General features: G+C 37.6%; 26 protein-coding genes. 22 read left to right on the plus strand and 4 right to left on the minus strand.

From position 1 onward, the window contains the following. Positions 1-55 precede the first annotated feature (55 nt). The 5 genes from cdaA to SG0102_RS03775 all read left to right on the plus strand — a co-directional run bounded on the left by cdaA (position 56) and on the right by SG0102_RS03775 (position 5,402). Positions 56-862, plus strand: a complete 807-nt coding sequence (gene cdaA / locus SG0102_RS03755) for a diadenylate cyclase CdaA (protein WP_231999857.1) — start codon at positions 56-58, stop codon at positions 860-862. After that, entirely contained in the window at positions 855-1,961 is a 1,107-nt protein-coding gene (locus SG0102_RS03760) for a CdaR family protein (protein ID WP_125118719.1), read from the plus strand. Before cdaA ends, SG0102_RS03760 begins: the two co-directional genes overlap by 8 nt. Before the next feature lie 10 nt (positions 1,962-1,971). Beyond that, positions 1,972-3,321 (plus strand): phosphoglucosamine mutase, encoded by a 1,350-nt coding sequence (glmM, locus tag SG0102_RS03765; protein WP_125118436.1) that lies wholly within the window; start codon positions 1,972-1,974, stop codon positions 3,319-3,321. A 78-nt stretch (positions 3,322-3,399) separates the two neighbouring features. Further along, on the plus strand, positions 3,400-4,056 hold the full coding sequence (locus SG0102_RS03770) for a response regulator transcription factor (protein WP_125118720.1): 657 nt from the start codon (positions 3,400-3,402) through the stop codon (positions 4,054-4,056). Further along, positions 4,056-5,402 carry a HAMP domain-containing sensor histidine kinase gene (locus SG0102_RS03775; RefSeq protein WP_125118721.1) on the plus strand — a complete coding sequence of 449 codons (1,347 nt, stop codon included), beginning with the start codon at positions 4,056-4,058 and terminating at the stop codon, positions 5,400-5,402. The genes SG0102_RS03770 and SG0102_RS03775 overlap by 1 nt, the downstream gene beginning before the upstream one ends. Positions 5,403-5,524: 122 nt before the next feature. On the opposite strand, the gene SG0102_RS03780 is transcribed toward SG0102_RS03775, so the two are convergent. After that, complete coding sequence (locus SG0102_RS03780) at positions 5,525-5,920, minus strand: hypothetical protein (protein ID WP_125118722.1); 396 nt, start codon at positions 5,918-5,920, stop codon at positions 5,525-5,527. A 119-nt stretch (positions 5,921-6,039) separates the two neighbouring features. Here SG0102_RS03780 and SG0102_RS03785 point away from each other — a divergent pair, with 119 nt between their 5' ends. The 7 genes from SG0102_RS03785 (at position 6,040) to SG0102_RS03815 (ending at position 10,158) form a co-directional block, all read left to right on the plus strand. Then, on the plus strand, positions 6,040-6,465 hold the full coding sequence (locus SG0102_RS03785) for a hypothetical protein (RefSeq protein ID WP_125118723.1): 426 nt from the start codon (positions 6,040-6,042) through the stop codon (positions 6,463-6,465). Continuing rightward, positions 6,462-6,869: a hypothetical protein gene (locus SG0102_RS03790; RefSeq protein WP_125118724.1), complete on the plus strand. Its 408-nt coding sequence runs from the start codon at positions 6,462-6,464 to the stop codon at positions 6,867-6,869. Before SG0102_RS03785 ends, SG0102_RS03790 begins: the two co-directional genes overlap by 4 nt. A gap of 41 nt (positions 6,870-6,910) precedes the next feature. After that, positions 6,911-7,615, plus strand: coding sequence for a purine-nucleoside phosphorylase (gene deoD, locus SG0102_RS03795; RefSeq protein WP_125118725.1), 705 nt, complete (start codon positions 6,911-6,913; stop codon positions 7,613-7,615). Next, entirely contained in the window at positions 7,615-8,235 is a 621-nt protein-coding gene (locus SG0102_RS03800) for an HAD-IB family hydrolase (protein WP_125118726.1), read from the plus strand. The genes deoD and SG0102_RS03800 overlap by 1 nt, the downstream gene beginning before the upstream one ends. Positions 8,236-8,312: 77 nt before the next feature. After that, entirely contained in the window at positions 8,313-9,401 is a 1,089-nt protein-coding gene (gene alr, locus SG0102_RS03805) for an alanine racemase (RefSeq protein ID WP_125118727.1), read from the plus strand. Next, the gene (locus SG0102_RS03810; protein WP_125118728.1) at positions 9,391-9,717 is read left to right on the plus strand and encodes a DUF2614 family zinc ribbon-containing protein; all 327 of its coding nucleotides are present in this window, start codon (positions 9,391-9,393) and stop codon (positions 9,715-9,717) included. The genes alr and SG0102_RS03810 overlap by 11 nt, the downstream gene beginning before the upstream one ends. A gap of 90 nt (positions 9,718-9,807) precedes the next feature. Further along, a complete protein-coding gene (locus SG0102_RS03815; RefSeq protein ID WP_125118729.1) occupies positions 9,808-10,158 on the plus strand; it encodes a hypothetical protein in 351 nt (116 codons plus the stop codon). 6 nt (positions 10,159-10,164) lie between these two features. Here SG0102_RS03815 and SG0102_RS03820 read toward each other — a convergent pair whose 3' ends face one another. Further along, a complete protein-coding gene (locus SG0102_RS03820; RefSeq protein ID WP_125118730.1) occupies positions 10,165-10,539 on the minus strand; it encodes a RidA family protein in 375 nt (124 codons plus the stop codon). 113 nt (positions 10,540-10,652) lie between these two features. On the opposite strand from SG0102_RS03820, the gene SG0102_RS03825 reads away from it, so the two are divergent. Next, entirely contained in the window at positions 10,653-11,063 is a 411-nt protein-coding gene (locus SG0102_RS03825; protein ID WP_125118731.1) for a hypothetical protein, read from the plus strand. Positions 11,064-11,120: 57 nt separating this feature from the next. On the opposite strand, the gene trpS is transcribed toward SG0102_RS03825, so the two are convergent. Continuing rightward, positions 11,121-12,119 carry a tryptophan--tRNA ligase gene (gene trpS / locus SG0102_RS03830; RefSeq protein ID WP_125118732.1) on the minus strand — a complete coding sequence of 333 codons (999 nt, stop codon included), beginning with the start codon at positions 12,117-12,119 and terminating at the stop codon, positions 11,121-11,123. Positions 12,120-12,475: 356 nt separating this feature from the next. On the opposite strand from trpS, the gene spx reads away from it, so the two are divergent. The 6 genes from spx to SG0102_RS03860 all read left to right on the plus strand — a co-directional run bounded on the left by spx (position 12,476) and on the right by SG0102_RS03860 (position 21,973). Continuing rightward, on the plus strand, positions 12,476-12,928 hold the full coding sequence (gene spx, locus SG0102_RS03835; RefSeq protein WP_125118733.1) for a transcriptional regulator Spx: 453 nt from the start codon (positions 12,476-12,478) through the stop codon (positions 12,926-12,928). Positions 12,929-13,563: 635 nt separating this feature from the next. Continuing rightward, positions 13,564-17,295 carry an InlB B-repeat-containing protein gene (locus SG0102_RS03840; protein ID WP_125118734.1) on the plus strand — a complete coding sequence of 1,244 codons (3,732 nt, stop codon included), beginning with the start codon at positions 13,564-13,566 and terminating at the stop codon, positions 17,293-17,295. A 40-nt stretch (positions 17,296-17,335) separates the two neighbouring features. Then, positions 17,336-18,091, plus strand: coding sequence for a hypothetical protein (locus SG0102_RS03845; RefSeq protein ID WP_148668831.1), 756 nt, complete (start codon positions 17,336-17,338; stop codon positions 18,089-18,091). Between the two features lie 1,388 nt (positions 18,092-19,479). Beyond that, positions 19,480-20,649 carry a DUF7601 domain-containing protein gene (locus SG0102_RS03850; protein WP_125118736.1) on the plus strand — a complete coding sequence of 390 codons (1,170 nt, stop codon included), beginning with the start codon at positions 19,480-19,482 and terminating at the stop codon, positions 20,647-20,649. A gap of 79 nt (positions 20,650-20,728) precedes the next feature. After that, entirely contained in the window at positions 20,729-21,250 is a 522-nt protein-coding gene (lepB, locus tag SG0102_RS03855; protein WP_125118737.1) for a signal peptidase I, read from the plus strand. Then, positions 21,251-21,973, plus strand: a complete 723-nt coding sequence (locus tag SG0102_RS03860; protein ID WP_125118738.1) for a class B sortase — start codon at positions 21,251-21,253, stop codon at positions 21,971-21,973. 603 nt (positions 21,974-22,576) lie between these two features. On the opposite strand, the gene SG0102_RS03865 is transcribed toward SG0102_RS03860, so the two are convergent. Beyond that, positions 22,577-23,134 carry a CYTH domain-containing protein gene (locus SG0102_RS03865; RefSeq protein ID WP_157982965.1) on the minus strand — a complete coding sequence of 186 codons (558 nt, stop codon included), beginning with the start codon at positions 23,132-23,134 and terminating at the stop codon, positions 22,577-22,579. Positions 23,135-23,607: 473 nt separating this feature from the next. Between SG0102_RS03865 and iscB the strand changes: the two genes are divergently transcribed. The 3 genes from iscB (at position 23,608) to SG0102_RS03880 (ending at position 26,621) form a co-directional block, all read left to right on the plus strand. After that, positions 23,608-24,963: an RNA-guided endonuclease IscB gene (gene iscB, locus SG0102_RS03870; protein ID WP_125118740.1), complete on the plus strand. Its 1,356-nt coding sequence runs from the start codon at positions 23,608-23,610 to the stop codon at positions 24,961-24,963. A 63-nt stretch (positions 24,964-25,026) separates the two neighbouring features. Continuing rightward, positions 25,027-25,803 (plus strand): NAD kinase, encoded by a 777-nt coding sequence (locus SG0102_RS03875; protein ID WP_331852253.1) that lies wholly within the window; start codon positions 25,027-25,029, stop codon positions 25,801-25,803. Further along, positions 25,800-26,621 (plus strand): RluA family pseudouridine synthase, encoded by an 822-nt coding sequence (locus tag SG0102_RS03880; protein ID WP_125118741.1) that lies wholly within the window; start codon positions 25,800-25,802, stop codon positions 26,619-26,621. Before SG0102_RS03875 ends, SG0102_RS03880 begins: the two co-directional genes overlap by 4 nt. The last annotated feature ends 10 nt before the right edge of the window (positions 26,622-26,631 follow it).

Raw genomic sequence — 26,631 nt, forward strand, 5'->3', positions numbered from 1 at the left:
AATGTTTTCAAGGGCTTTTAAAACTGATATAATGTTGGTGATTGAAGGTGAGAAAATGATTGCAGCTGTGAACTTTGATGTTTCACTGGTATTAAAAATGTTTAGAATAGCCATCGATTTAATTTTAGTATGGCTGCTTATTTATTATGTTATCTCGGCTTTTCGTAATAATGTGAGAACTTTGCAGTTATTCAAAGGGATTATTGTCATTGCTTTAGTGAAGGTGCTTACGAGTTTCTTTGGTTTAACGACTTTAGGCGGGATTGTCGATGCTGTTTTGACGTATGGGGTACTCGGGATTATTATTATCTTTCAGCCTGAGATTCGTGCGATCCTGGAAAAGATGGGGCAAACGAATAATGATTATGTCCATACGGTGAATTTAGGGGAACGTGAGAAGATTTTAAATGAGCTCGTGAACTGTGTCACGGATCTGTCGAAAACGCAGACCGGTGCTTTAATTACTTTTGAAAGACGGCAGTCTTTGCAGGATTTTATTAATACAGGTATCAAATTTGATGCACAGATTAAAAGTGAACTGTTAAAGACGATTTTCTATGAAGGGACGCCTTTACACGATGGCGCGACGATTATCAAAAATGACCGCATTGTGGCGAGTGCCTGTTTCTATCCGCCAACCAATAAGGAAGTGCCCGCCAAATATGGGGCAAGACATCGCGCGGCGATCGGGATTAGTGAAATCACGGATTCTTTAACGATCGTTGTCTCTGAAGAAACCGGGACGATCTCTTTCGTGACAGATGGGGACTTACGTCCGGTCAATCCAAAAGAATTACGTGCCCAGTTAGTGTCCGAACTAGACTGGTATCATAGTGACGAGGGGGATAAACAAGATGAGTGATAAAGACCCTAAGAAAAGAGATTCCACCACTGATTTCTTTTTGAACTTTGTGAAGAAAGAACGAGAAGAAAATGCGAAGCAGGAAGCGAAAAAAGAAGCCGTAGAAGAGCGTAAGGTAAAGACCGTATCAGATGTCCTGGTGGGCTTTAATTACATTAACAAGGCCTTAGATAAGCTGTTAAGTAATAAGATGTCGATCCGCATTATTTCTGCTTTGTTGACAGTGATTCTGTTTATTACGTTTTCCGGCGGTGATGTGTTAACCTCAGCGACGAGCGGGGTGACGATCAAAAATGTGGCCGTCTCGGTCGAAGGTTTAAAACAGGGGTATGAAGTCTCAGGAATTCCATCGAGTGTGACGGTGGGGCTGATTGGCCCATCAGTGGATATTTATACGACCCAGTTAACAAAGAACTATCAGGTCTATGCGGATTTATCGGAATATAATACCGGCTCGCATAATGTGACACTGAAGTATCGAAACTTCAATAATAATTTAACGGTTATGATCATGCCGGAAACGGCCAATGTACGTATTTCACCAAAGATTACGAAGAATCTGCCATTGACGGCGAAGTTCAAGAATGAAGCGAAGCTTGGTGATAAGTATTCTGTTTCCGTGAATTCGCTGTCAAAGAAGACGGTGGCTGTAACTGCCTCACGTTCGACGCTGTCATCAATTGATCAGGTGTGTGCCGTCATTGATGTGGAAGGTAAGAGCAAAGCCTTTACGCAAACGTGTGAAGTTAAAGCTTTTGATAGTGATGGCGATGAAGTCAACTGTGAGATTTCACCTAAGAAAGTGATTGCTAACTGCTCAGTCAATACGTATTCGAAAGTGGTGGCCGTTAAACCAAACTTCATAGGGAAAGTAAAATCAGGTTATAAGATTTCTAATTATAAACTGAGTCCATCAACCGTGACCATTTATGGTAAACGTAGTGATATTGCGGATATCTCAGCATTATCATGTGATGTGAATATTGATGGTTTATCTGGTTCTACGACCTTAACCGGTCTGGAACTCAAAGGTAACGATAAAATTACGAAAATGTCTGCGAGTACAATTCGTATTGATATGACAATTGAAAAGAAATAGGAGAAACACAATGGGAAAATATTTTGGTACCGACGGCTTCCGTGGGGAAGCGAACGTCGACTTAACAGTAGAACATGCCTATAAAGTAGGCCGTTATTTAGGCTGGTATTATGGTGTCAATAAAAACCATAAAGCCCGCATCTTAATCGGCAAGGATACCAGACGTTCAAGCTATATGTTTGAATATGCTTTAGTATCTGGCTTAACGGCTTCCGGAGCGGATGCTTACTTATTGCATGTCACAACGACGCCTTCAGTAAGCTACATCGTTCGCAGTGATGGTTTTGACTGTGGAATTATGATTTCCGCATCACATAACCCTTTTTATGATAATGGTTTAAAAGTTATTGATGGCAATGGCAAAAAACTGCAGGGGGAAGTAGAAGCTGGCATTGAACGTTATATTGATGGCTTAAGCGATGAAATTCCTTTTGCAAAGCGCGAAGACATTGGCCGCGCTTTGGATTATTCGATGGGCCGTAACCGTTATATCGGTTACTTAATGTCGATTCCAACCAGAGCATTCAAGGATTTAAAGGTGGGCTTGGACTGTGCCAACGGCTCTTCTAGTTCCATTGCGAAAGCAGTCTTTGATGCCTTAGGGGCCAAGACCTATGTCATTAATAATCAGCCTGATGGGACAAATATCAATACCAACTGCGGCTCTACGCACATTGAAAGCTTACAGTCATTTGTGACCAGCAATGCTTTAGATGTTGGTTTTGCCTATGATGGTGATGCCGATCGATGCATTGCGGTCGATGAATTTGGCCGCGTCGTTAATGGTGATTTGATTCTTTATGTCTGTGGCAAGGAATTAAAGAAACATGGCGAATTAAACAATAATAAGATCGTTACGACCGTAATGAGTAATATCGGTTTATACAAAGCATTAGATGAAGCCGGCATCGGTTATGCGAAAACCCAGGTCGGTGATAAATATGTATATGAAAACATGGTGGAAGAAGGCAATGTCATCGGCGGTGAACAGAGCGGGCATATTATCTTCTCGAAACATGCGACCACTGGTGATGGGATCTTAACATCTTTAAAGATTGTCGAAACGATGATGGAAGAAAAACAGACTTTAGCGCAGTTAATTGAACCGGTGAAGATCTATCCGCAGTTGCTTATTAATGTCCGCGTGAAAGATAAGAAGGTTGTCTTAGATGATCCGGATATCAAAGCGGAAGTCGATAACGTTGAAAAAGCGTTAAAAGGTGATGGCCGCGCTTTAGTGAGAGCTTCAGGGACAGAACCAGTGATTCGTGTGATGGTGGAAGCGTCTACCGATGCATTATGTCACGAATATGTTTTGAAGGTTGTCAATAAAATCAAAGAAAAAGGATATGCAATTTAATCACATGATTAGCCAAAATATTGCCATACTTGTATGGCAATATTTGTGCATAATAAAAAGCAGAAGGGGTGAAAGTAAATGAAATATCGTATTAATATTATTGATGATGAAAAGAATTTAAATGACTTAGTACGGACTTACTTAGAAAAAGAAGGTTACGAAGTGCAGTCATTCTATACATATGATGAAGCGCATGCGCATGTCGATGATGATGTCCATTTATGGTTAGTGGATATTATGTTAGATAAAAAGAGCGGTTTTGATTTACTCAATGAAATCAAAGCTGTCAAACCAGAAATGCCAGTTGTCTTTATGTCTGCTCGTGATCAGGATTTTGATCGTATTATTGGCTTGGAAAAAGGTTCAGATGAATATATTACGAAGCCTTTCAATATGAAAGAAGTGCTCTTACGTATTGCGAATATCTTAAAACGGGTTTATAAGAATGCGTCAGGAATGGTGGAAATCGATGGTTATATGATTGATGAAACCAAACGTAAAGTCTTATTAAACAATGAAGAAATTGAGTTAACAACAAAAGAATATGAATTACTGCTTTACTTTGTGAAAAACAAGAACATTGCCATCTCGCGTGAACAGGTTTTAACAAAAGTCTGGGATGAGAACTATTTCGGCAGTGATCGTGTTGTCGATGATACCTTACGTCGTTTAAGAAAGAAAATGCCAGAGATCAATATTAAAACCATCTATGGCTTTGGCTATCGTTTAGACTAATGAAAAGCAAGAAGAATCTCTTTTCCCTGAAACATTATTCATTAGTGAAGCAGCTGCTGATCGTCTTTGGCTTATTAGCGATTGCTTTTGTGATGATTCTGATGCCGGTGCTTGATTCCAATGTGAAAGGCATTATTGCCGATCAGATGTATGATTCCTTAGAGGAATCACAGACAGCTTTAAAATCTTTTACGATTACACGTGATGACACGGCGAAAGGCCGTGTCAGCCACATCTTTTATAATTCTAAGCTGAATTATATTCCCTGGTGTACTGGTTTTCGAGATCGCTCGATGCCTTTATTCTTATATCAGTATGTCTATGGTGATGATCTCGTTAATATCGTTAAAGATAATGCTCATAAAAGTATTGAAGGCAAAGGCATCTATGAGGGAAAAACATATTACTATCGCATTGCGAAATTCTCTATTTCGGCTTTAAACTCAGATTATGTCATCAGCATTATCAGTGATGATTATTCCGCTGAACTGTTATCAAGCTTAACGAATCGTGTCGTTTATATCCAATATGTCTTTTTAGGCATTACGGCCTTTATATTAATCATTTGGGTATTCTCACTGATTAGACCTTTAAATAAGATCAAGAACTATGTTGATGCGATTAAAAACCGTGAGGATATTGAATTTGATATGCCGCGTGAAGATGAGATTGGCATCGTCGGTAATGCGATTGTGGATATGAATCATGAAATCAAAAAACAGGAAAAAGCCAAAGAAGAAATGATTCATAATATCTCACATGACTTAAAGACCCCAATTGCCTTAATTAAAAACTATTCTCAAGCGGTAAAAGATGATATTTATCCTTATGGGGATAAAGATTCAACGATTGATGTCATTTTAGAAAATGCCGATCGCTTAGAGCATAAAGTTAAATCCTTACTTTATCTAAATCGTCTGGATTATGTCGAATCAGAAGAAATCTCTTTTGAAGAATTTGATATGAAAGAACTCATTGAACATACGATTATTCAGATGCAGTCAATGAATCATTTCCATATTGAATGTGACTTAGAAGATGTGAAGTTTGTGGGTAATCCTGATCATTGGCGGGTGGTTATTGAAAACATTGTCGATAATGCGACCCGTTATGCGAAAAGCCTCATTAAGATCACCTTACGTAAAGATGAGATGATTATTTATAACGATGGTGAACCAATTGAAGAAGATAAGATTGAAGATCTTTTTGATCCCTATGTCAAAGGCGTGAAAGGTCAGTTTGGTTTAGGCCTTTCCATTGTAGCTAAAACCTGTGATATGTATGGCTATAAAGTCACAGCTCGCAATGAAGAAACAGGGGTATCCTTTATCTTTACCAAACAGTAAGAACTAAGTTTGAAAGCTATGATAAAAGTTTACCTATTGTGGCTTTATCAACTTGTGTGAATGCGACAAGTGAAAAACGTGTTGTTGTCTTTGGAACGATCAAATAAAAGAGCTGAGGAAACTCAGCTCTTTAAGTCTTTGATTGCATTGTAGGTATAACAGCCAGCCCAAATGATAGGCAGATAACCATAACTGATGAGGAAATCATCAATGGTATCAGGGATGAAGCTATAATGGACTGCTAATAAGTTAAAGGTGCCTAAAAAGAGGATGACAGCGATGATGCTGCTAAGGAGTAAATGACTATTGATGAAGTCTTCATAATCGATATGGGAGATAAAGAGCATCATCAATCCCTGAATCAAAAAACTGATACAGTTGAGTAAAAGATAAAGTACTCTTGTGGCGGCTGCCTCAGCGGTAATGTTATGGTCTACTAAGACATAGATGATCCACTGGAAAAAGAGCATTACAAAAGGGGTTATGGTATATAAAAAGAGTTTTAGTTTTGTCGACATCGTTAAGCCTCCTAGGCGCATTCTACAAAAGATTACGTTTTTATGCAATGCTCAGAGGCTGTTTCACAAAATGTTGCAGAAAATGAGAAATTCATTTTATAATGGGCATAGGTGATGATATGAAAAAAATAATATGTGTAATAGTCATGCTGTGCTTATGTGCCTGCAGTAACACTGAGAAAGTAAAGCTAAAGAAAACGGTGACCATTGAATTTTACTCAGTGGCGACATGTGCGGAGTGTAAAGCTTTTAAGAAACATGCAATCCCTTATTTTAAAGAAAGATATGGGGGCAAAGTGAAAATTAAGATGTATGATATGGATGATGATGGGACCAAAAAGCCTTATGATCAGGTGATTAAGTCATTAAAGGACTTTGATGAAAATTATTATGGTATGTCGCCTTTTGTGAATATCAAAGGGTATATGGCTTATTTAGGCTATCGCACAGGTGATGAAAAACAGATTGCGAAAGATTTAGAAGCGAAGCTGAAAGGAAAGAAGATGTCGGCTGCGTTAAGCGGACATCGCTATATGTATAAATGAAAAAGTTATTTGTTGTTTTGATGCTTATTCTTAGCGGCTGTGCTAAGCAAAAAGTTACTCATATCGATGTATATTATCTGACGACTTGTGGAGCCTGTCATGCATTAAAAAGTGAATTAACGCGTTATCAAAAAAAGCATTCTGCTCTTTATGTGAATTATTATGATTTAGATGATGAAACGTCTTTAAAGCGTTATACCAAGTTAATGAAACAGCTCAATGTCAATGAAAATAAAACACCACTGATTGTCGCCAAAGGCTCTTTTGTGAAAATAGGGTATCGCGCGCAGGATCGCCAGGTTTTAGGAAAGGCGTTAGCGACGGCGATGAAGGGACAGGTCTTTCATGATCAGCGCTTTTATTTAGATCCAAATGCGAAAAAGAATACGAAAACAAAGGGGTAATATGTTATACTTGTAGAGATGGAAAAAAGGAGGAAAAATGAATGAGTACACCACATAATGAAGCGAAAAAAGGTGATTTCGCAAAAACAGTATTAATGCCAGGTGATCCGCTAAGAGCGAAATATCTCGCGGAACATTATTTAGAAAATGTTCGTCAGGTTAATGGCGTACGTGGGATGTTAGGCTTTACTGGCACTTACAAAGGAAAAGAAGTATCGATTATGGGTTCCGGAATGGGGATGCCATCTATTGGGATTTATTCTTATGAACTGTATACGGAATATGATGTGGAAAACATTATTCGTATCGGTTCGGCTGGTTCGATCCATAAAGATGTCCATATTCGTGATGTCATTATTGCCCAGGGGGCTTCAACGGATAGTAACTTTGCTCATCAGTATGAACTGCCAGGGACGTTCTCTGCATTATCTTCTTATGAATTATTAGAAAAAGCAGTGAACTGCGCGAAAGCGAAAAATGTCCACTATCATGTCGGCAATATTCTTTCGAGTGATTTATTCTATCATGCGGATGTGGAAACGAATAAACGCTGGCAGAATATGGGCTTATTAGGTGTCGAAATGGAAAGTTATGCATTATTCTGCACTGCTGCTTATTTAGGCAAGAAAGCTTTAACTTTATTAACTGTTTCTGATTCATTAGTCAATGATGAACCTGATACCACCGCTGAAGAACGTGAAAAGACCTTCACGGATATGATGGAAATCGCTTTGGAGATTGCTTAATGAAACAGGTCAAATGTGCATTCTTTGATTTTGATAATACGATTGCGAAAGGGGATACGATTTATAAACTGTTGCCCTATACATTAAAAAGACATCCCTTAGCGATCTTTCGTTTTGTCAAAACACTCTTTCTAGGAATTGGCTATGGCCTGCATATGGTTTCTATGGAAACGTTAAAGAGTTCAATTCTCTTCCCGCTCACTTTATTATCGGAAGAGGAGCAGAAAAAGTTCTATCAGGATGTAGTTGTCCCAAGTTATTATCCTCATATGGTCGAAGAGTTAAAAAAGCGTCAGGAGGAAGGCTGTATTGTTTTCTTAGTGACGGCTTCTTCAGAAGCCTATATGCGCTTTAATAAACTGCCAATTGATGTTTTAATGGGGACTGTGACGAAGCAAGTCAATGGCCATTATACGTCGAGAATTGTTGGCAAGAACTGCAAAGGAGCGAATAAATGTGATCGCATCAATGATTATCTCAAAGCTCATGATATGGCTATTGATTATGATCATTCGTATGCTTATTCGGATTCAAAAAGTGATATCCCGATGTTAAAAATGGTAAAAAACCGTTACCGGGTTTCACTGGAAGATGGATCACTCTCCGAGTTTATCTTTTAAAGGAGTTTCGACTCCTTTTTTAATTGAAAACATAGGCCTGGTGGGCTATACTTAAAAGCGTGAGAGGTGTGAAAAAAATGACAACACGTTATCGTGATACGTTTGCGACAGTCAAACTGAGTAATTTAGAAAAAAATATTGCGACGATTTATGAGAAAGAACAGAAACCATTAATTGCCATTATTAAGGCGAATGCCTATGGTCATGGCTATAAAGAAGTCGCTAATGAAATTAAGGATAATCCCCATATTGCCTTATTTGGGGTGGCTACTTTAAAAGAAGCCGTTGATTTAAGAGAATTAGGCGTAAGACAGGATATTCTTGTCTTAGGAGCGATTCCTCTTGAAGATTTATCGATTGCGATTGAAAAAGATATTACTTTACCATTATTCTCTTTTGATTTTCTAGAAAAGATCCAGGCTTTACATCATGGCGATCAGCCTGTAAAAGTGCATATTGCTATTGATTCAGGCATGAACCGTATTGGCTTTAAGTCAAGAGAAGAATATGAACAGGCAATGCGTGCCATTGATCCTAATAAGATTGCCGTGGAAGGGATCTTTACCCACTTTGCGACGGCTGATGAACCAGATAACGAAGCCCAGAATCAGAACTATGAAAAACAGTTAGCTTTATTCAAATCTATTGTTGGCAATAACAAGTTTAAATATATTCACTGTGATAACTCCGCTGCGATGATGTTCCATAAAAGCAATTTCGGCAACTTAGGCCGTATTGGAATTGCTTTATATGGTGTTGATCCTCGCGGCGTAGATAATGATGAACTCAAACAGGTGATGTCATTATATTCCCGCGTGGCAATGATTAAACGTGTCCCTAAAGGAGAAAAGATCGGCTATGGCATGACCTATACAACGAGTGATGATGAACTCATCGCGACGATTCCAATTGGTTATGCAGATGGTTTTATCCGTACCAACCAGGGGCGAGACGTCTATATTAACGGACATTATTACCCAATTGTTGGTCGTGTCTGCATGGATCAGTGCATGGTCAAAGTTGATGAAAACATTCATGTTCATGATCAGGTAGAAATCTTTGGGGAGCATATCTCATTATCCAAGATGGCTGCGGAATTACATACCATTCCTTATGAAATTACCTGTCTGATTTCGCCAAGAGTGGAGCGTGTCTATGAAAAATAATGTGACAAGAAGAAGCCTCACCAAACGTATTCGTATTTTAGAAGTAGTGGCGAACTTAGAATTGCTGATTGTAGCGATCTTTGTCTACATCTTTGATTTAGGTATGTTTGGTATTATCTGTGACTTAATTATTTATGTAGGGTTAAGTGCTTATACTTATACTTTAATCAAACGCTGTCGCTGTGATAAGTGCGGTTCGACAGATGTTTTTGAAAAACGCATGGGCTTTACGATGGGGATCGCTGATCGCTGTCATCACTGTAATAAGAAATTAGCGAACGATAAGCCTTTATCATCAATTCATTTTAACAAGTAGCGCGTGCGCTGCTTGTTTTCCATATTTACCCATAATTGCAAGATAATATCTCATAGGTTTGTGTGTATAGTAGAAATAGAGGTGATACGGATGAGTAAAAGACATTATAAAATGCTTGGCAGTCTCAGCGTGCTGATGATTATAATCATTATTTTATTAGCCAAATTTGTCTTAGTACGCTTCCGTTTGTCAGCTTCTCAGATGGTTATGATTGCTGGCTGTTTCGCAATCTTTTCCTATTGCGTGGCCATGGTGATAATGAAGAATAATAACAAGAAGCGCTTAAGCGTGCTGATTACCGTTTTGACGCTATCGCTCTCACTTTGTACATTCTATTTAACGAATCGTTATATTTTACCATCACAGCCGCCGCTAAGACGGCAAGGCGGCGTTTTACCAACTATGCCATCTCATTTTGAGGAAATGAAAAAAGCCCGATAGAGGGCTTTATTTCTTTGCAATCACTTCAATTTCTAAGAGCGCACCAGCTGGTAAACGATCGATGCCCACAGCGGAACGGGCAGGGAATGGTTCAACGAAATACTGTGCATAAATCTCATTCACTAATTTAAAGTTATCAATGTTTTCTAAGAAGCAGGTTGTTTTCACGACATTTGCGAATGTTAAACCCTGACTTTCTAATAAACCTTTGATATTTTTTAAGACCTGATGCGTCTGGGCTTCAATCCCTTCAGCCATTTTACCGGTTTTTGGATCTAAGGCAATCTGTCCTGAGAAAAAGATCAAATCTCCGGTATCAATACCCTGTGAATAAGGACCAATAGCACCTGGTGCATTTTCTGTTTTCACAACTTTATTCAATGTTATCATCTCCTTAAGAGATATTATATACTATCTTTGGTAGGTTGTCATTTTAAATGTGATTGTATTTTATGCATAACTTTGGTAATATATCTAAGTCGGAGGTAAGTCTCATGAAATTTATTAAGAAATTTGCGAAGGAAATCAGTGTCTTCGGTCTGGTGCTTGTGGTCTTCTTATGCTTATTAGCGTATCGTATCGCAACTTATGCAACCTATAAAACAATCTCTGCTGCGCAGCTTGAAAAAATGATTGCCAATAAAAAGGACTTCATTTTAGTGGCGGGGACATCTAGTGATTCAAGTATGTCATCATACCAGGATGTTATGACAGAATTCGCCACAAAGAACCGTAAGTATAAGATCTATTATGTCAATAAGAATAGTGCTTATGTGAAAAAGACTTTAAAGAAGGCTGTCGCTACGCCAGCTACCTTCATCATCAAGGATGGAAAGGTTAAAGCTTACCGTTCAGGAGCACTGCAGTACTATTACTTAAAAGATTTCGTACAGTCTAACTATTAGAAGAAACTGCTTCGGCAGTTTTTTCTATATCTAAAAAGCTGCGTATGAGCGCAGCTTTTACTTAATGGTAATACCCATTTTTCTTTCCACTTTTGCGAGTTTCTTATGAGCCATACGACGGGCTTTTTCGGCGCCTTCATTGAGGATCTCGGTAATTTCACCGCTATTAATGATCTCATTATAACGATCCTGAATGGCCTGTAATTCATTACCAACGATTTCTGCTAAATCCTTTTTGAATTCACCATAGCCTTTTCCTTCATACATCGCTTCAATTTCATCATAAGACTTATGATCTAAAATAGAATAGATTTCCATCAGGTTAGAGACACCTGGCTTATTTTCTTTATCATAACGGATATGGGAATCACTATCCGTGACCGCTGACATAATCTTCTTCTTAGAGATATTAATTGGATCTAAGATATAAATACAGCCCTTACCAGTTGGATCAGATTTAGACATCTTGCTGGTTGGATCCTGCAAAGACATAATACGACCGCCAACTTTTGGGGTTAATGGTTCTGGCAGTTTGAATGTTTCAGAATAACGTGAGTTAAAACGTTCCGCGACGTTACGTGCTAATTCTACATGCTGTTTCTGATCATCACCAACAGGAACATAATCAGGATCATACATCAAGATATCCGCATTCATTAAAGAAGGGTAGTTGAAGATTCCGGCACCAATTGAAACATCATGACGTGCCTGGGCTTTTTCTAACTGCATCTTGTACTGGGTCATACGTGATAATTCACCCATAGAGACCATGCAGCCTAAATACCAACCGAGCTGGGCATGTTCTAAGACATCACTCTGTAGGAATAAGGTTACCTTCTGAGGATCAAGACCAGCTGCTAAATACAAAGCAATTAAATCTTTGGTATTTTTTCTTAAATCTTTAGGTTCCTGATAAATTGTCATCGAATGTAAGTTCGCGATGAAGATGATCATTTCATATTCATCCTGATAACTAACAAAAGGCTTAATTGCCCCGATGTAGTTTCCTAAAGTTACCCGTCCGGTTGGTTTGATTCCGCTTAACATTCTTTTCATAATATAATTTCCTCCTAATCTCCCCCAGGAAATGAAAAAACATCTATCCCTTTGGAATAGATGTACAATAATCTTTAAGCCACCAAATCTGGGAGAATGCAATCACATTCTGTCATATAACGCTGACTGACGTCTTATAACTCGTGCTATAAGAAGCTCCTGAAACCCAATTTCACCTACTGCGCGGTTCTGTTTACACCATCCACAGACTCTCTAGACGTTAAACAGCGGCTACTTATTTTCATTCATTGCTTGCTCACTATTATAGGAGCTTAGTATATGAAAATCAATCATTATTCAAAAAAATATATACAACATATGTTTTTATTTGTATAATGAAGGCTAGAGGTGGAACCATGATAAGAATATATACAGCTCCTAGCTGCGCTTCCTGCCGTAAGGTGAAAGCTTGGCTAAAAGAACACGACATTCCCTATGTAGAGAAAAATATATTTTCCACATTACTGCGCGAAGATGAACTGCGAGAACTTTTAGAACGCAGTGAAAACGGCACTGATGATATTATTTCTAAACGTTCTAAGATTATGAAAGAGGGAAACGTTGATATCGATGATATGTCCGTTAATGAACTGATCAAGTTCATTCAGGAAAATCCTTCTATTTTGAAACGTCCGATCATTATCGATGAACGCCGTTTCCAGGTCGGCTATAACGCTGAGGAAATCAGAGCCTTTATTCCTCGTGAATTACGTAAGTTAGCTGAATGTGATCATGCGGATTACTGCCCGCCATTTTATAATGCGAAATCTCTCAAAGAGGAATATGATCGGGATCATAAAAATAAGTAACTTAAAAAGCACCGCAAGGTGCTTTTTAAAGTGCCACTAAAATTTGATGTTCAGTTCACTGGGGTTCCAGGCTGGGAAAACAAACAATTGTATTTTGCTTGCAGCCTGGCCTTTTATTTTCTATCATTTTGATTAGTGTTCAATGAACGTCATAAAAAGGGTGCAGCGTCTCTGTAAATCCATATGAAATGAAAGCGGGGCTCTTTATGACTTATGACAAAGACTTTAATGACTGTAGCTTCATTTTTCGTATGATCGCATACTTTTAGATTCGCTCTATTAGACCAATACAGAAATACGAACTTTCAGAAAGTGACTTGTATTTGTGATTGACAGGTAAAATCTGCTTTCACTTGCGTCACTTTCTTTTTATTTAGTGAACAGAGATTATAAAACTATACATTTAAATAATGAAGCAATACGCTAAGAGGAATCTTAAAATCATCAGAATAAGCACTGATTTGTGCAGATAAAGAAAGATCACATAAACAGGAAGTAATTTAAAAATTAATACAAAAACATATTTAATGTGACATATTTGTGACCGTAATGCTGTATTCTAAAATTAAGAAAGGATATAAGCACTTACAATTCATTATTTCCAATTTTTGATAAAATTTTACGGAGGGTTATTTATGAACACATTCAAGAACTGCTTGTGGAAGCTTGTGGTAATCGCAGTTGTGCTCATGATGGTTATCTCTGGTATATCAAATGCTAGAAGCGTATATGCTGTGAATGAAAATACACAGCAAACCATTGTTAATCAGAATGAAACAGCTCCGCAAACAAGTGAAGACACAACACAAGAAAATGCAAAAGAAGGGGCGACAGGCACATCGGTTCCAGCATCTGAGAATGAAAAAGCTGAAGAAAAAACAGATGCAGATCAATCGACGGGCCTAGATCCACCAGCTGTTACAGAAAATAAGACAGATTCGGTCGAGATGCCGGAAGCATCTTTTACGGCATCAACTGACAAATTAACTATTTCTGTCACAGCACTTGCCAACACATTCCCTAAGGGGACAAAGATGGATGCAAAAGAAATCAGTGCCTCTGATGCAAAATCAATTGCAAAAGAAAAACTGAATAATATCGATGAAGCAGTCGGTGCTGATATTACATTCTCTTATGAAGGAAAAGAAATTGAACCGGCTAACGATAAAAATGTCACTGTAAAGATGACATTAAAGAATGAAATGGATGGAAAAAACTTCCAGGTACTGCACAAAAAGGACTCAGGTGACATTGAAAAGATGACAGCTGAAGTATCTGGGAAGAAAGCTGTCTTTAAGGCAAAGAGCTTTTCTATTTATGTTATCACATCAGAAAACGTTGATACTTACAAATTCTATGATGGAAATAAACAATTGATGGATACTTATACCCAGAAGATTACTTCTGGTGAAAAACTGGATCAACCAAATGCTCCTGAAAAGGAAGGCTATAAGTTCATTGGCTGGTCTACAAGTGAAAATGCAACTGTAGCTGATTTTAAGTTTGGAAACCTTCCTGATGCTACAGGAACTACCCATAACATCTATGCGGTTTTTGAAGAAGTTCACTATGTCTTCTTTATGGCTGGAGTGGATGAAGACAATGTGAAAAAAGTAGCCTCTACAAAAGAGGGCATCAAAGGTGATACGATTAGTGCTGATGATATAAGTAAGGTAAAACTTGGCCTTGCTTCAAATCAGTCGATCGAAGGCTGGTATTATGATAAGGAATTCAATGAAAAAGTTAATTCAATCACGATTGGTAATGAAAATATTCGCGTCTATCCAAATATTCAGAGCGGTCACCATATTACTTTTGATAGCGATGGTGGAACTTACTTCGAACCCCGTTTTGTGAATGCTGGTACGTCTGTAGAAGAGAAAGACATGCCTACACCTAACAAGAAAGGTTATAAGTTCTTGTATTGGTCAACAACAAAAAGCGGTGATGAGTATAAATATGGTAATACCTTAGACAAAGACATCAAGTTGTATGCTGTGTATGAAGCAGCTGAAACAAATTATACTGTTGTGTTCTGGCAGCAGAGTCTTAATGATAAATTTAATACATTAGATAAAGACAAAACATATGAAGTTGAATCAACTGTTTCGTTAAAAGCAAAAACAGGTGAAAAGATTCGTTTGCAAAACGTAACAACTGTATCAAATTATAGAAATCGCTATGAAAGAGGTTTTACTTATAATGCGACTAAGTCTGAAGTTGAAAAAACTATTACCGCTGATGGAAAGACTGTCTTTAATGTCTACTATGATCGAAAAGTTGTGACCTTTAAATTTAATTATCCGTCTGATTCTATCGAATATAGTGATAGAAGTGTAATCAAATTACACAAAGGTTTATATGGACAGGAATTAGATTTTACATGGCCAACGTATTACACAGTTTACGAATACGATCGGTGGTCTGGTAAATATACTATACAAAGGCATAATTGTAATTGGAAACATAAAGATACAAATTTTGTTACCACGCTTATTACAACATATATTTCTCCAGGTAATGACAGAGAGGTTGATATCTTTAATACTGATCGTACTGGTAATGCAGTTATTAGATTTTATAAAGAAAATTTAAAAGGTGAAGACATTCTTGCCGATGTATCGCATGCTACTGGAGGGACGACTTATAATATTAATGATAAATATAATGGGTTTACACCGGTTCGATATACTGCAGATGATGGACATAGGTATTCTACAAGCGGTGATTTAAAAGAAAAAGATGAAAATGGGTACTATGCAGCAGTTTGGTATAATTCTTCTTTAGATATTTACTTCAAACGTAATTCTTATAACCTAAGCTTCTATAACTATAATAAATTAGATAAAAGCAAATCAATAAAATACGAAGCATCGTTAAAGGATAAGAATTATAATCCAGATCGACCGGATGGATTAGATGAAGAATATCAATTTAAAGGATGGTATAAAGATAAAGCATATACAACGGAATTTGATTTTAATACAACGATGCCTGCACATGGTATTACACTTTATGCAAAATGGGAGGCTCCAAATGTTAATGTAAAAGTGCATGGTCTTGATGATGGTAAGACACAAGCATTCAATGAGCTGTCATTCCGCAGCAAAATTGATATCAATAACTTACCAACTGTAAAAGACAGTGACGGAAAGGTTATTGTCGATGGAAATGATAGTTACACTTATACCGTACCAAATGGATCACATTGGGTTGGCTGGGCGACAAAAGATGATAATGGTAATTATACATTATTCAACTTTGATACCGAGTTAAAGAAAAATCTCAATCTTTATCCATATGTCATTGATTCTAATAAATATATTGTAAGCTATGATGCTAATGGTGGTAAGGGCACTGTACAAGATGACAAGCAATATGCATTAAATAGTTTTGCTGATGTGAAATTTGCTAAGGAGATTACAGCCCCTGAAGGTAAAATGTTCTTGAATTGGCAGGTTTATGATGTGAATGATGATGGAACAAGTACAGCTACAGATACTTACCTGTATCCAGGTGATAAACTTAAGATGACAGGAAATAAGTTATTAAAGGCAAATTATGTTCCAGTTCCACAAAAAGTGAGCTTGGTTTATTATGCTAACAATGGAAAAGATTTTAGTCCTCTAAAGCATAGTGAGAATGGTAATACTGAGTTTGTTAACAATGATGAAATTACACTATATGAGGGTTCAAAGTTCGTCGCACCAACCAATAGTGAAGGTGTAAAGGCTGTCTTTGATAGCTGGAATACTAAAGCTGATGGCAGTGGTAAATCTTTTAAAGCTGGTCAGAAAGTTGGCATTAATAAACTTGGTACCGATGAGAATAGAGAGAATAAGCTTTATGCACAATGGAAATATGTTGCTGACTTAACAATTTCTAACTCTGTAACTGGAAATCAGGGTGATAAGACAAAATACTTTGCATTTAATGTTGTTATCAATAATGTTAAAGCAAATACAGAGTATTTGTTAGATACAACCAATGCGACAGATCCAAGAAATCCAAGTAAAGTTACAGCTAATGCTAATGGTGAGATTAACAGAACTATCTATTTGAAAGATAAAGAATCAATCACCTTTAAAGAAGTTAATATTACTAATAAAGATGCAACATATACTGTCAGTGAAACTGATAACACTAATTATAAGACAACATATCGAATTGATGATGAATCTGCAGTATCAGGTGTTAATACTTCCACAAAAGGCTTCCAAAAAAGTCATAAGGTTGCTTTTACGAACACATTGAGTGGCAGTGTTCCAACTGGTATACAAAGTAATACAATTATTACCTTCCCATTGCTTATTGCTGGTATTGGATTTGTATTAAGAATGTTAAAAATAAGAAATGATGGAGAGTAGAAAGGAGAGAAAAGCTATGAGAATGATTAAATATTGTCTCTTGATGCTCTTAGTAAGTATTGGGATGTCACTTTCAATGATCAATGTTAATGCAACAACTGCAAAAAATGTGACTATTCCAGTCAAGATGGCAACGAATGATGGAAAAGCGCATGATGTAACCATTCAATCTAGTAATGCTCCCCTTCCATCAACGACAACTTTAAGTGTTCAAGATGGCAGCAGTGCAAGTTTTGTTGTCACATTAACAAAAGCAGGAGAGTATACTTATACGATTGTTTCTGATTTTAAAGATCAGATGGGTATCACTTTAACGGCTACAGATAATTCTTCTGGTGGATTAGATGTGACGACTGTTGCTTATACAAATGATAAAAAGAAGATGGGGGTCACAGTATTCCCAACTTCGGAGAGTACTAATAATATACCAGTTGCTGAAACGACGACTGAGAATGGCTCAAATGCACCAACACCGGCGTCTACATCAAATGATCCAGGTACTAAAACAACAACTGAGAATGAAGACGAGGGATCAACAAATAATTACAATACGCCAAATGATCCAACGAGTACAGAGAAGGCAAGTGAGCCGACGACTACTGAAAAGGCAAGTGGATCTACAACTACTGCCAATAGTAATAATACATCCCCTGACGGCAATGAAAATATTATTACACAGGCTGTTAAGACAGGGGATTATACACTGATTGCTCCTTATGTTCTTGGACTGTTAAGTGGACTGGTGGTTATTGTGATCTTATTGAGAAGACACTTAAAAGAAAAGAAACATTCATAATGAAAAAGACAGGATCGGATATTGATCCTGTTTTTATCTTTATATGACTTAAATCGGTCATACAAATGAAGATGTCTCACTTAAAATGCTTAATCGGCTGCAATAAGTGAAATGAAAAATGGGTCACATGAAAAATGAAATGTATCAATTTGTATTAATAAAAACTTCTTGCGTTTTGTCTTTGAATTTGAAAAGGGATGCATCTCATGAATTAGTTTGAAATCGTTTTTTTTTGTATTGTTTTAATGTGTTTATTGATCTCTTTGCTTTAAATTTGGGAATGTTTATCAAAGTGTTCTTACTTTGTAAATGATCAAGAGGAGACTTGGAATATTACATCATGTACGTGTCTTAAATCGTCAGAGCGTTGCCATAAAGTAGATTACTTTTGACTTTGTATTATGTTTCTCTTTACATTCTTTACAGTAAGAAAGAGGTTAAAAAAGATGTATAGCAGTTGTTTCTTCTCAAAGCGGTTTATTCTTTACTAGCATAGATAGAAAAGCTATAGAAAAGAATTGTACGTTTCATGAAGTGATCTAGAGTTTCTCGTTTATAAACGTTTTTGTTTTCCAATCTTTATTTGATCACCTATGTCATGATTAAAGCTCTAAATTTGCTTTTATGACATTTTTTATCTTTAAGCTTTGTTTGCACCCTATAAGGTAAATAATGTTCCTCATGGCGCTCTATAATGACCTCTTCAAGGGGTATTGGGGATGAGAGGTAAGGTGTAAAAAAGCAGCATGTCTATCAGAATTAGCGCCTGCCATTAATTATCAAATCAAATGCAAGAGAAAATAGCTGAAGTGTTTATATCTTGCAAAAGTATAGACAATATTTTTATGAATACATATGCGCAATTGACAGGGTTTCGCATTCATCTTCCTTAGGTCAAAAAAATCTTTGGGGAACATTCATGAGAATTGTTTTTAACAAGAATCTAGGTATAAATGAAAGAAATCTTTTTGATTTTGTACATATTACGGTTTTATCATTGTAACCGTTTTTAATAAAATGCTGATAGTGCATTGTATGATTTATTTGAAATTTCCTTACTTATATCAAATGATCTGATGAATATCGTAAATTCGCATCGTAAGCTCTTTCTATTTAGAAATTATTGAAAACTTATTCTAGTAAATAAAAGGAATACAAAACTTAAAAAAACCAAATAATCATTTTAAATGTGACCGCTTTGTGACAGTCTACTTGTATATTGTACTTGTAAGAAGAAAGTCATATACAATAAATCTTGGCCAAAATAATATGATACGTATGATGAGAAATGGGATTATATTTGCTCAATTCTTCTTAGTTTGAAAGAAATGTAAATCATTTCGAATTATAGCTAGTTTAAATGAAATATATAGGGAGGAACTATAATTATGAAAACTAAAACAAGAAAAACAACAAGAATCTTATGCGCGTCTAGTATTGCTGCGATGACATTATTAGGGAGCGTTGCTCCAGCCTTAACAACCGTTGCTGCTGAAGGATCAACTACAGCAGCTACTGTAGGAGATACTACTACACCAAATCAAATTTCATTTGATAAGAAGATCCTTCTTGATAAAAATGAGAATGTACCTAATACCACAATTAGTTATGAAGCAACACCAAGAGCAGTTGGTTCTACGGAGAAGGATGCACTTGAACACGCAGGGTTTCATAATGTTGTAGATGATAAAACTCCTACGTTTACGTTACCTACGTTAAATGCTACTACTACATTCTCTACGAATGATGATAACGATGTTTCAATTGATCCAACTACTGGAAAAAAATCTATTACTAAACAAACTAATATCACAGCGAGTAGTTTAGTAAGTCTTGTGAACAAGCCAACAGTTTTCACTTATACCTTAACTGAATCTACTACAGATGGTTTTATCACTGATAGTGAGGGGAAAACAAGAAAGTTAAATATCTTTGTTGGTTATAGAAATGTAGATGATGAAAATTCTCATACGTTATCAGTAGTGGATTACACTCTTGCAGATGAAAATGGAGATAAAAAAAGTGGATTTGTAAATAATTATTTAACATCTGATAATCCAGATCCAGATCCAAATAAGAATACGAAAGCCATCAAAGTTACAAAGAAGGTAACGGGGAACCAGGGGGATCAAACTAAATATTTCGACTTTAAGGTTACAATCACAGGCCAGCATTCAAAAGTAACAGCTACTAATTCAGGTGATTCTAAAGTAAATGATACCACTCCAACAGCTTCTAATAGTACAGTAATAGTAACAACGCAGCTTAAACACGGTGAATCTTTAACTCTCAAAGGTTTAACTAAGGGCGCTGAATATAAAGTAGAAGAAATTGATCCAGGTGAATATGAGTCTTTACCAGGGACTCCTCATGATGTTGGTGATAATACTGCAGAAACTGTCGTAACAAATACTAAAAATGGTACACTCCCAACTGGTATTTATTTAAATCATAAGTTACCATTCAATATCTTAGGTGTTGCATTAGCAGGTGGTGCAGTAGCATTAATCGCTAAGAAACGTCATGAAGATGTTTTAGAAGATGAAGATGACGAATAGTTATTTCTGAGATATAATTGATATTGAAGGCTCCTAGGCATAAGCCTAGGGGCTTTATTTTCGCAAAGGATGTGGAACTATGGAAGCTAACAATGAAGTAAAAAAGAAGAAAAAGAAATCAAAGAAAAAATCAAAGAAGTCTTTAAGAAGATGGTTATGGCCAATTGAAAAGCTATTAGTTTTCATAGTTATTCTTGCGGCTGTTTTTACCTTTGAGTTCAGCGCTCATTTAACGGAAGGTGGATCAATGTATCCCTACTTACAGGATACTACCCTTGTTCTTTATTATCGGCATGGCAAAATTGTGCGTAATCTTGTTGTTGCGTATAAATCAGATAATAAGATCAGAGTAGGGCGTGTTATTGGTGTTCCGGGAGATAAGGTGTCAGTAGAAGCGGGAAAATGTTACATCAATGATGTTGAACAGGAATCTTTTTATCGTATTAGGGGAAGTGTTAAGGAACATATCATTGGTGCTGATCAGTATTTTATTTTGAATGATTATCGTATAGATACCAATGATTCACGTACTTTTGGTGATATTAATGCAAGTGCGATTGAGGGCACATACTTTTGTTCATTCCATACGGGGGTGATTTAATTGAAAACACTATTTTCTAAAAGAAAACCTAAGGATAAAGAAAAGTATACATTGGATCGACGCGCTTATAATATTTTCAATAACCTCATTGACTTCATCATCACAGCTGGTATTGTCATTGCATTAGGTGTTGGCGCTTTTTCAATCTTTGTCGATGTAAAGAAAAACAATGATTTAAAAATTGGTTATACTAGTTATTCAATGGAAGATTTAGGAGCTGTTGCATGGTTAAAGGTTGATAAAACGGAAATTAATTTTCCGATTATGCAAGGATCAACCAATACAGAATATCTGAATAAAAATCCTTTAGGACAGGTGGATATTGCTGGTTCAATCTTCCTTGATAGTACAAATAATGCAAAGTTTACAGACCCTTATAGTGTTGTTTACGGACATCATCTAGATAAAGGTCTTATGTTTGGAACATTGGATCCTTATCTTAAAAAAAGTTATTTAAAGACGCATACGACAGGGACAATTGAAGTAAAAGGCGGTCCAACTTATAAGTTAAAGCTCTTTAGCTGTATTCATGTGCTGTCTACGAGTGATACCATCTTCAATGCTTCGGCGCAGACGACGACAAAAAAAGTAATAAAGTACATTGAAAAAAACGATCCTGATCATTTAACATATGATAAAAGCTTACCAATTGTGGCTCTGTCAACGTGTGTGAATGCGTTAAGCGCAAAAAGAATTGTTGTCTTTGGTACATTGCAAAAATAAAATTGTGATAGAATCTTCAATTCATAAATAGACTATAAAAAGCGCTCAGGAATTGAAATGATTTATGTGATCATATTGAGCAGATTAATAACAGTCTCATTTAGTTAACGAGGTTTCAGGCTATGGTGAAAGCAAGTAATTGCGTTTATTCCATAGCCTGATCTTTTTTTATCATTTTGGATAGTATCCAATGAACATAAAAAGCCACAACATCCCTAAACATAAGTAAGAAATCTCCGTGATTTATGATTATCTCGTATTTAAGGGTGTTAGTGGCGACGGCTTCATTAATTGGATTGATTTCTTGTCTGTAATGTACTCATATCTAGTTGGATAGGGGAAGAACTAAAGCAGGTTCTTCATCTTTTATGTAGCTTTTAAGCTTTGAATAAGAACAAGAAATATTTAAAAACCAACAAAATGGTGGGCCAGCTCAGCCCCCACCGAACTTTAGATTATCATTAAAAATGCTATCATTTCCTTTAGATGATGAATCTATTCCTGCTTTTTACCTTTTTAAAAATAAAAAGTTAGTTCACTTCAATGAAAAGTAAACTAACCTAGCGATTGACTAACTGAATGACGTTGTCTGAAGGGTGCTTTTTAAAGTGTTGCGAGAACACGTTTGATTTTAGAATCACAGTTACCGGTATAGGTTAAATGGAAGAGGGCACATAATTCATCAAACTGTAAAGCCCCTTTCTTTTCATCATTGACCTCAAATTCGAATTCATAATCATGATGTCCATTATAGAAGTTTTCATCCATTGAAAGCATACCATAATCAAGGGGAATATCATGACGAATGGTTTTCAAAGAATATTCCTGTTTAATAAGCGAAAGATCAAAACCTTGAGATGCTAATAAACGGGTAATATCATTATCAATCATCACACCATTTTCAATGCTTTCAAAATCAGCCTTGGAAATCATCTCATTATGTTCCATCTTCGCAAAGCCTTGAGGAATCTTTAAAGTCATTTCATAAGTTCCGTCTTTTTCTCTGACCCGTAAAGCATAACGCTTGGCAGCTAACTGGGGACTTGTCAAATAATAGTTTACCTGAGTATAGGTATGATGTTTTGGGTAAAACTGACAGATTTGGTTAAAGGTCTCTTTTGAGACGAGAATTTTATATTCGATTTCTTTATTTTTTTCCATTTTTCTCACCTGCATCTATTGTATGTCTCGTTGCGTAAAACGTCAATGGACGATATAATAAGACATGCAAACAAAATAAAAGTTGGTGGTCAACTACCCGCGACTAAAGTCGCAGGCTTGTCTCGCGCAAGTCTAAGACTGGCGTCGGTACATATGTACTAGCTGATTAGCCTAATGTGTTTCGGGCACTACGTTATCCGCAAAAATACAGGCACCTGGGGATTCTTCCCACGTCCCTCGCTCTGCGGGCATGCATTAAACATCTCTGACGGGCAGGAGAAGTGTGCATGTCATACACAACTGCGGATAACCTTGGCGATGGGAACTACCCTGAAAGGGAGAAACTGCATATATACTGCCTCTGGCAAGCATATGCAGGCGTGCGTAAGCACACACTTATTCATCAATCTTAGCTCAGCTGATTAAGTTTATATATTCAAACGTTATTATTTTACAGGAAAGGAGGAATTTCCATGAGCGTATGCGTTGTAGCGCCGGATAAAAAGCCGCTGATGCCGACAAGCGAGTACCGTGCAAGAAAGCTGCTGAAAAGCGGTAAGGCTGTTATCTTTAAGTATAAGCCGTTCACGATCATGCTTACAAGAATCGTAAGCGAGAATATGCAGCCGATCGAGTACTGCTGCGATACGGGATACAAACATATTGGTGTATCCATCAAATCAGAAAAACACGAGTATTTTGACTGCCAATTTGACATGCTTCAGGATGAGAAGAAGTGTCACGATGACCGTCGGAAAATGCGCCGCGCAAGAAGAAACAGGCTTCGCTACAGAAAGCCCCGTTTTGATAATCGGACAGCTTCCAAAAAGGAAGGATGGCTGGCGCCGTCGCTAAGAAACATCCGTGATCAGCATATCCGTATTTTTGAGCGGTTCCTTGAGGTCATGCCGATAGTCTCAGCCACGTTTGAAATGGGCTCGTTTGACGTCCATGCCATGCATGAGTTTGAGGCAACAGGCACCGTGCTTAAAGGCGATGATTATCAGAAGGGGCCGCGATACGGCATGAACACGCTGAGAAAAGCCGTTTTCTATCGTGACAATTACACATGCCAGGTGTGCGGGAAAACCACAGACAAAGGCGCTATTCTGAGAGTGCATCATATCGGTTTCAAAACGGGCGATCATACGAACCGCATCAGCAATCTGCTGACCGTCTGCACAAAATGCCATACTTCGGCAAACCACAAGCCGGGCGGAAAGCTGTACGACCTGAAGCCTAGGACGAAGCCGTTTAACGGCGCAGCCTTCATGAACGCTGTCAGATGGCAGATGTTCAGAACGCTGAAAAGCACCCACCCTGATTTAGAATGGCACATGACATATGGAGCTGCTACGCAGGAGGCAAGAAGAGTCCTACACCTTGAAAAGTCGCATGCCAATGACGCCTACGCCATGGGAGAATTCCATCCAAGACGCAGGACGCCTTTTATGCATTTTCAGAAGCTGAGACGGAATAACCGCATCCTTGAAAAATTCTTTGATGCAAAATACGTTGATGCGCGAGACGGCAAGACAAAGAAAGGTGCAGAGCTGTCATGCGGACGCACAGACAGAAGCGAGTCAAGACACTCCGAGAAGAACCTTCGCGTATTCAGAGAGCGGAAAGTTTCGAAAGGCAGACGCGTGATCAGAAGAAGTCACTATACACTGCGTCCCGGCGATAATGTTGTTATTGGCGGAGAGAAGCATAGGGCCAAGGGCGTTCATAACAAAGGCACATATGTTGTGACAGACGCTAAGAAGTCAGTGCCTGTTAAGAAAGTAGAGAAGATTATTCATGCAGGTGGGTATATGCCTGTTAAATAGAGAGGAGGATGGCACAATTCCTCCCGCGAATGAATTCGCAGGTATCCTTGTGCCTATATATCAATGAAATTGAAAAAATTTGCAATTGTCAGTAAACAGGATGAACCGTCAGAGAAGATTGCGAAAATCGTTCGTGATCAGGTGAGCAGTTTCATGGATTATGATGAAGCGCATCCCGAGTTAGTAATTGCGGTAGGCGGCGATGGGACAATTTTATATGCTGTTCATAAATATTTAGAGCAGCTGGAAACCGTCCATTTTGTTGGGTTACATACTGGGACATTAGGCTTTTTTACGGATTATAAAAAAGATGAAGTGTATGATCTGATTAATGACTTACAGTCAAAAAAGCCGCAGGTCTTTGAACGTGCTTTATTAGAAGTCCACTTACATGGACAGGTACATTATGCGCTCAATGAAATGCGCTTAGAAAATAACCGTCATTCCCAGGTGATTGATGTTTATATTAATGAAGAGCACTTAGAGACTTTTAGAGGCAATGGCCTCTGCGTTTCTACGCCTTCTGGCTCAACCGCTTATAATAAGTCGATTCAGGGCGCCGTTTTAGATCCTTCGCTGCAGCTGATGCAGCTCAGTGAAATTGCCGGCATTAATCATAATGCCTATCGTTCTTTAGGGTCTTCCTTGATTTTAGGGGCAGATAAGTATATTCGTTTAAAAACGGTCAACTATGAACATTCTGTCATGTGCTGTGATATTGAAGCGTTTGAATTAATGGAGAATGAAGTGGTGGATGTCATGTTATCAAAACGTGTGGCGAAATTTGCGGATTATCGGCAGATCAATTTCATTGACCGCCTCAAGAAGAGTTTCTTATGAAATTAGTTTATCAAGTGGATGCTGATCATACGAATATGCGTCTTGATGATTTCTTCTATAAGCAGGGAATCTCTAAAAAATTAGTCAAGGATTCCCGCAATCATGGCGCTATTTTAAAAAATGGACAGCCGGTTTTCCTCTGTGAGAAAACGGCTTTAGATGATGAAATCACGATTGTCTTTCCAAAAGAGGAGAGTCAGGTCATTCCTGTCAAGATGGATTTTGGCATCGTTTATGAAGATGACTATTTAATGGTTATTGATAAGCCAGCGCATTTAGCGACGATTCCTAACCGTATGTATTTAACCAATTCCTTAGGCAATGCCCTGATGTATTATTATCAGGAACATGGCATTGAAGGTGCGATTCACTTTGTCAACCGCTTAGACAAAGAAACCCAGGGCCTTTTATTAGTGGCGAAGTCGCGTTATGTGCATGATTTTTATTCCCGAGATATTAAAAAGGTGAAAAGGGTGTATCATGCCATAGTGGAAGGCCATCCAGGAGAAGGCACGATTGATGCGCCGATTGCTCATCGGTTAGATCATCCCACTAAAAGAATGATTGATCCTCAGGGCGCCCATGCTATTACGCATTATAAAACCTTAAAAGAGTATGCTGGTACCAGTTTAATTGAATGTCGGCTAGAGACGGGAAGAACGCATCAGATTCGCGTCCATCTCGCTTCAATTGGGCATCCCTTAGTTGGTGATGAACTGTATAATGATAAGCCAGGGAACTTTTACTTAGATAGTGTAGAGATTGCCTTTGAACATGCGATGACGCATCAAATGATGGTATTTAAAAAGCGAGTGTAAAATCACTCGC

The organism is Intestinibaculum porci (assembly GCF_003925875.1).
Classification (GTDB): domain Bacteria; phylum Bacillota_I; class Bacilli_A; order Erysipelotrichales; family Coprobacillaceae; genus Intestinibaculum; species Intestinibaculum porci.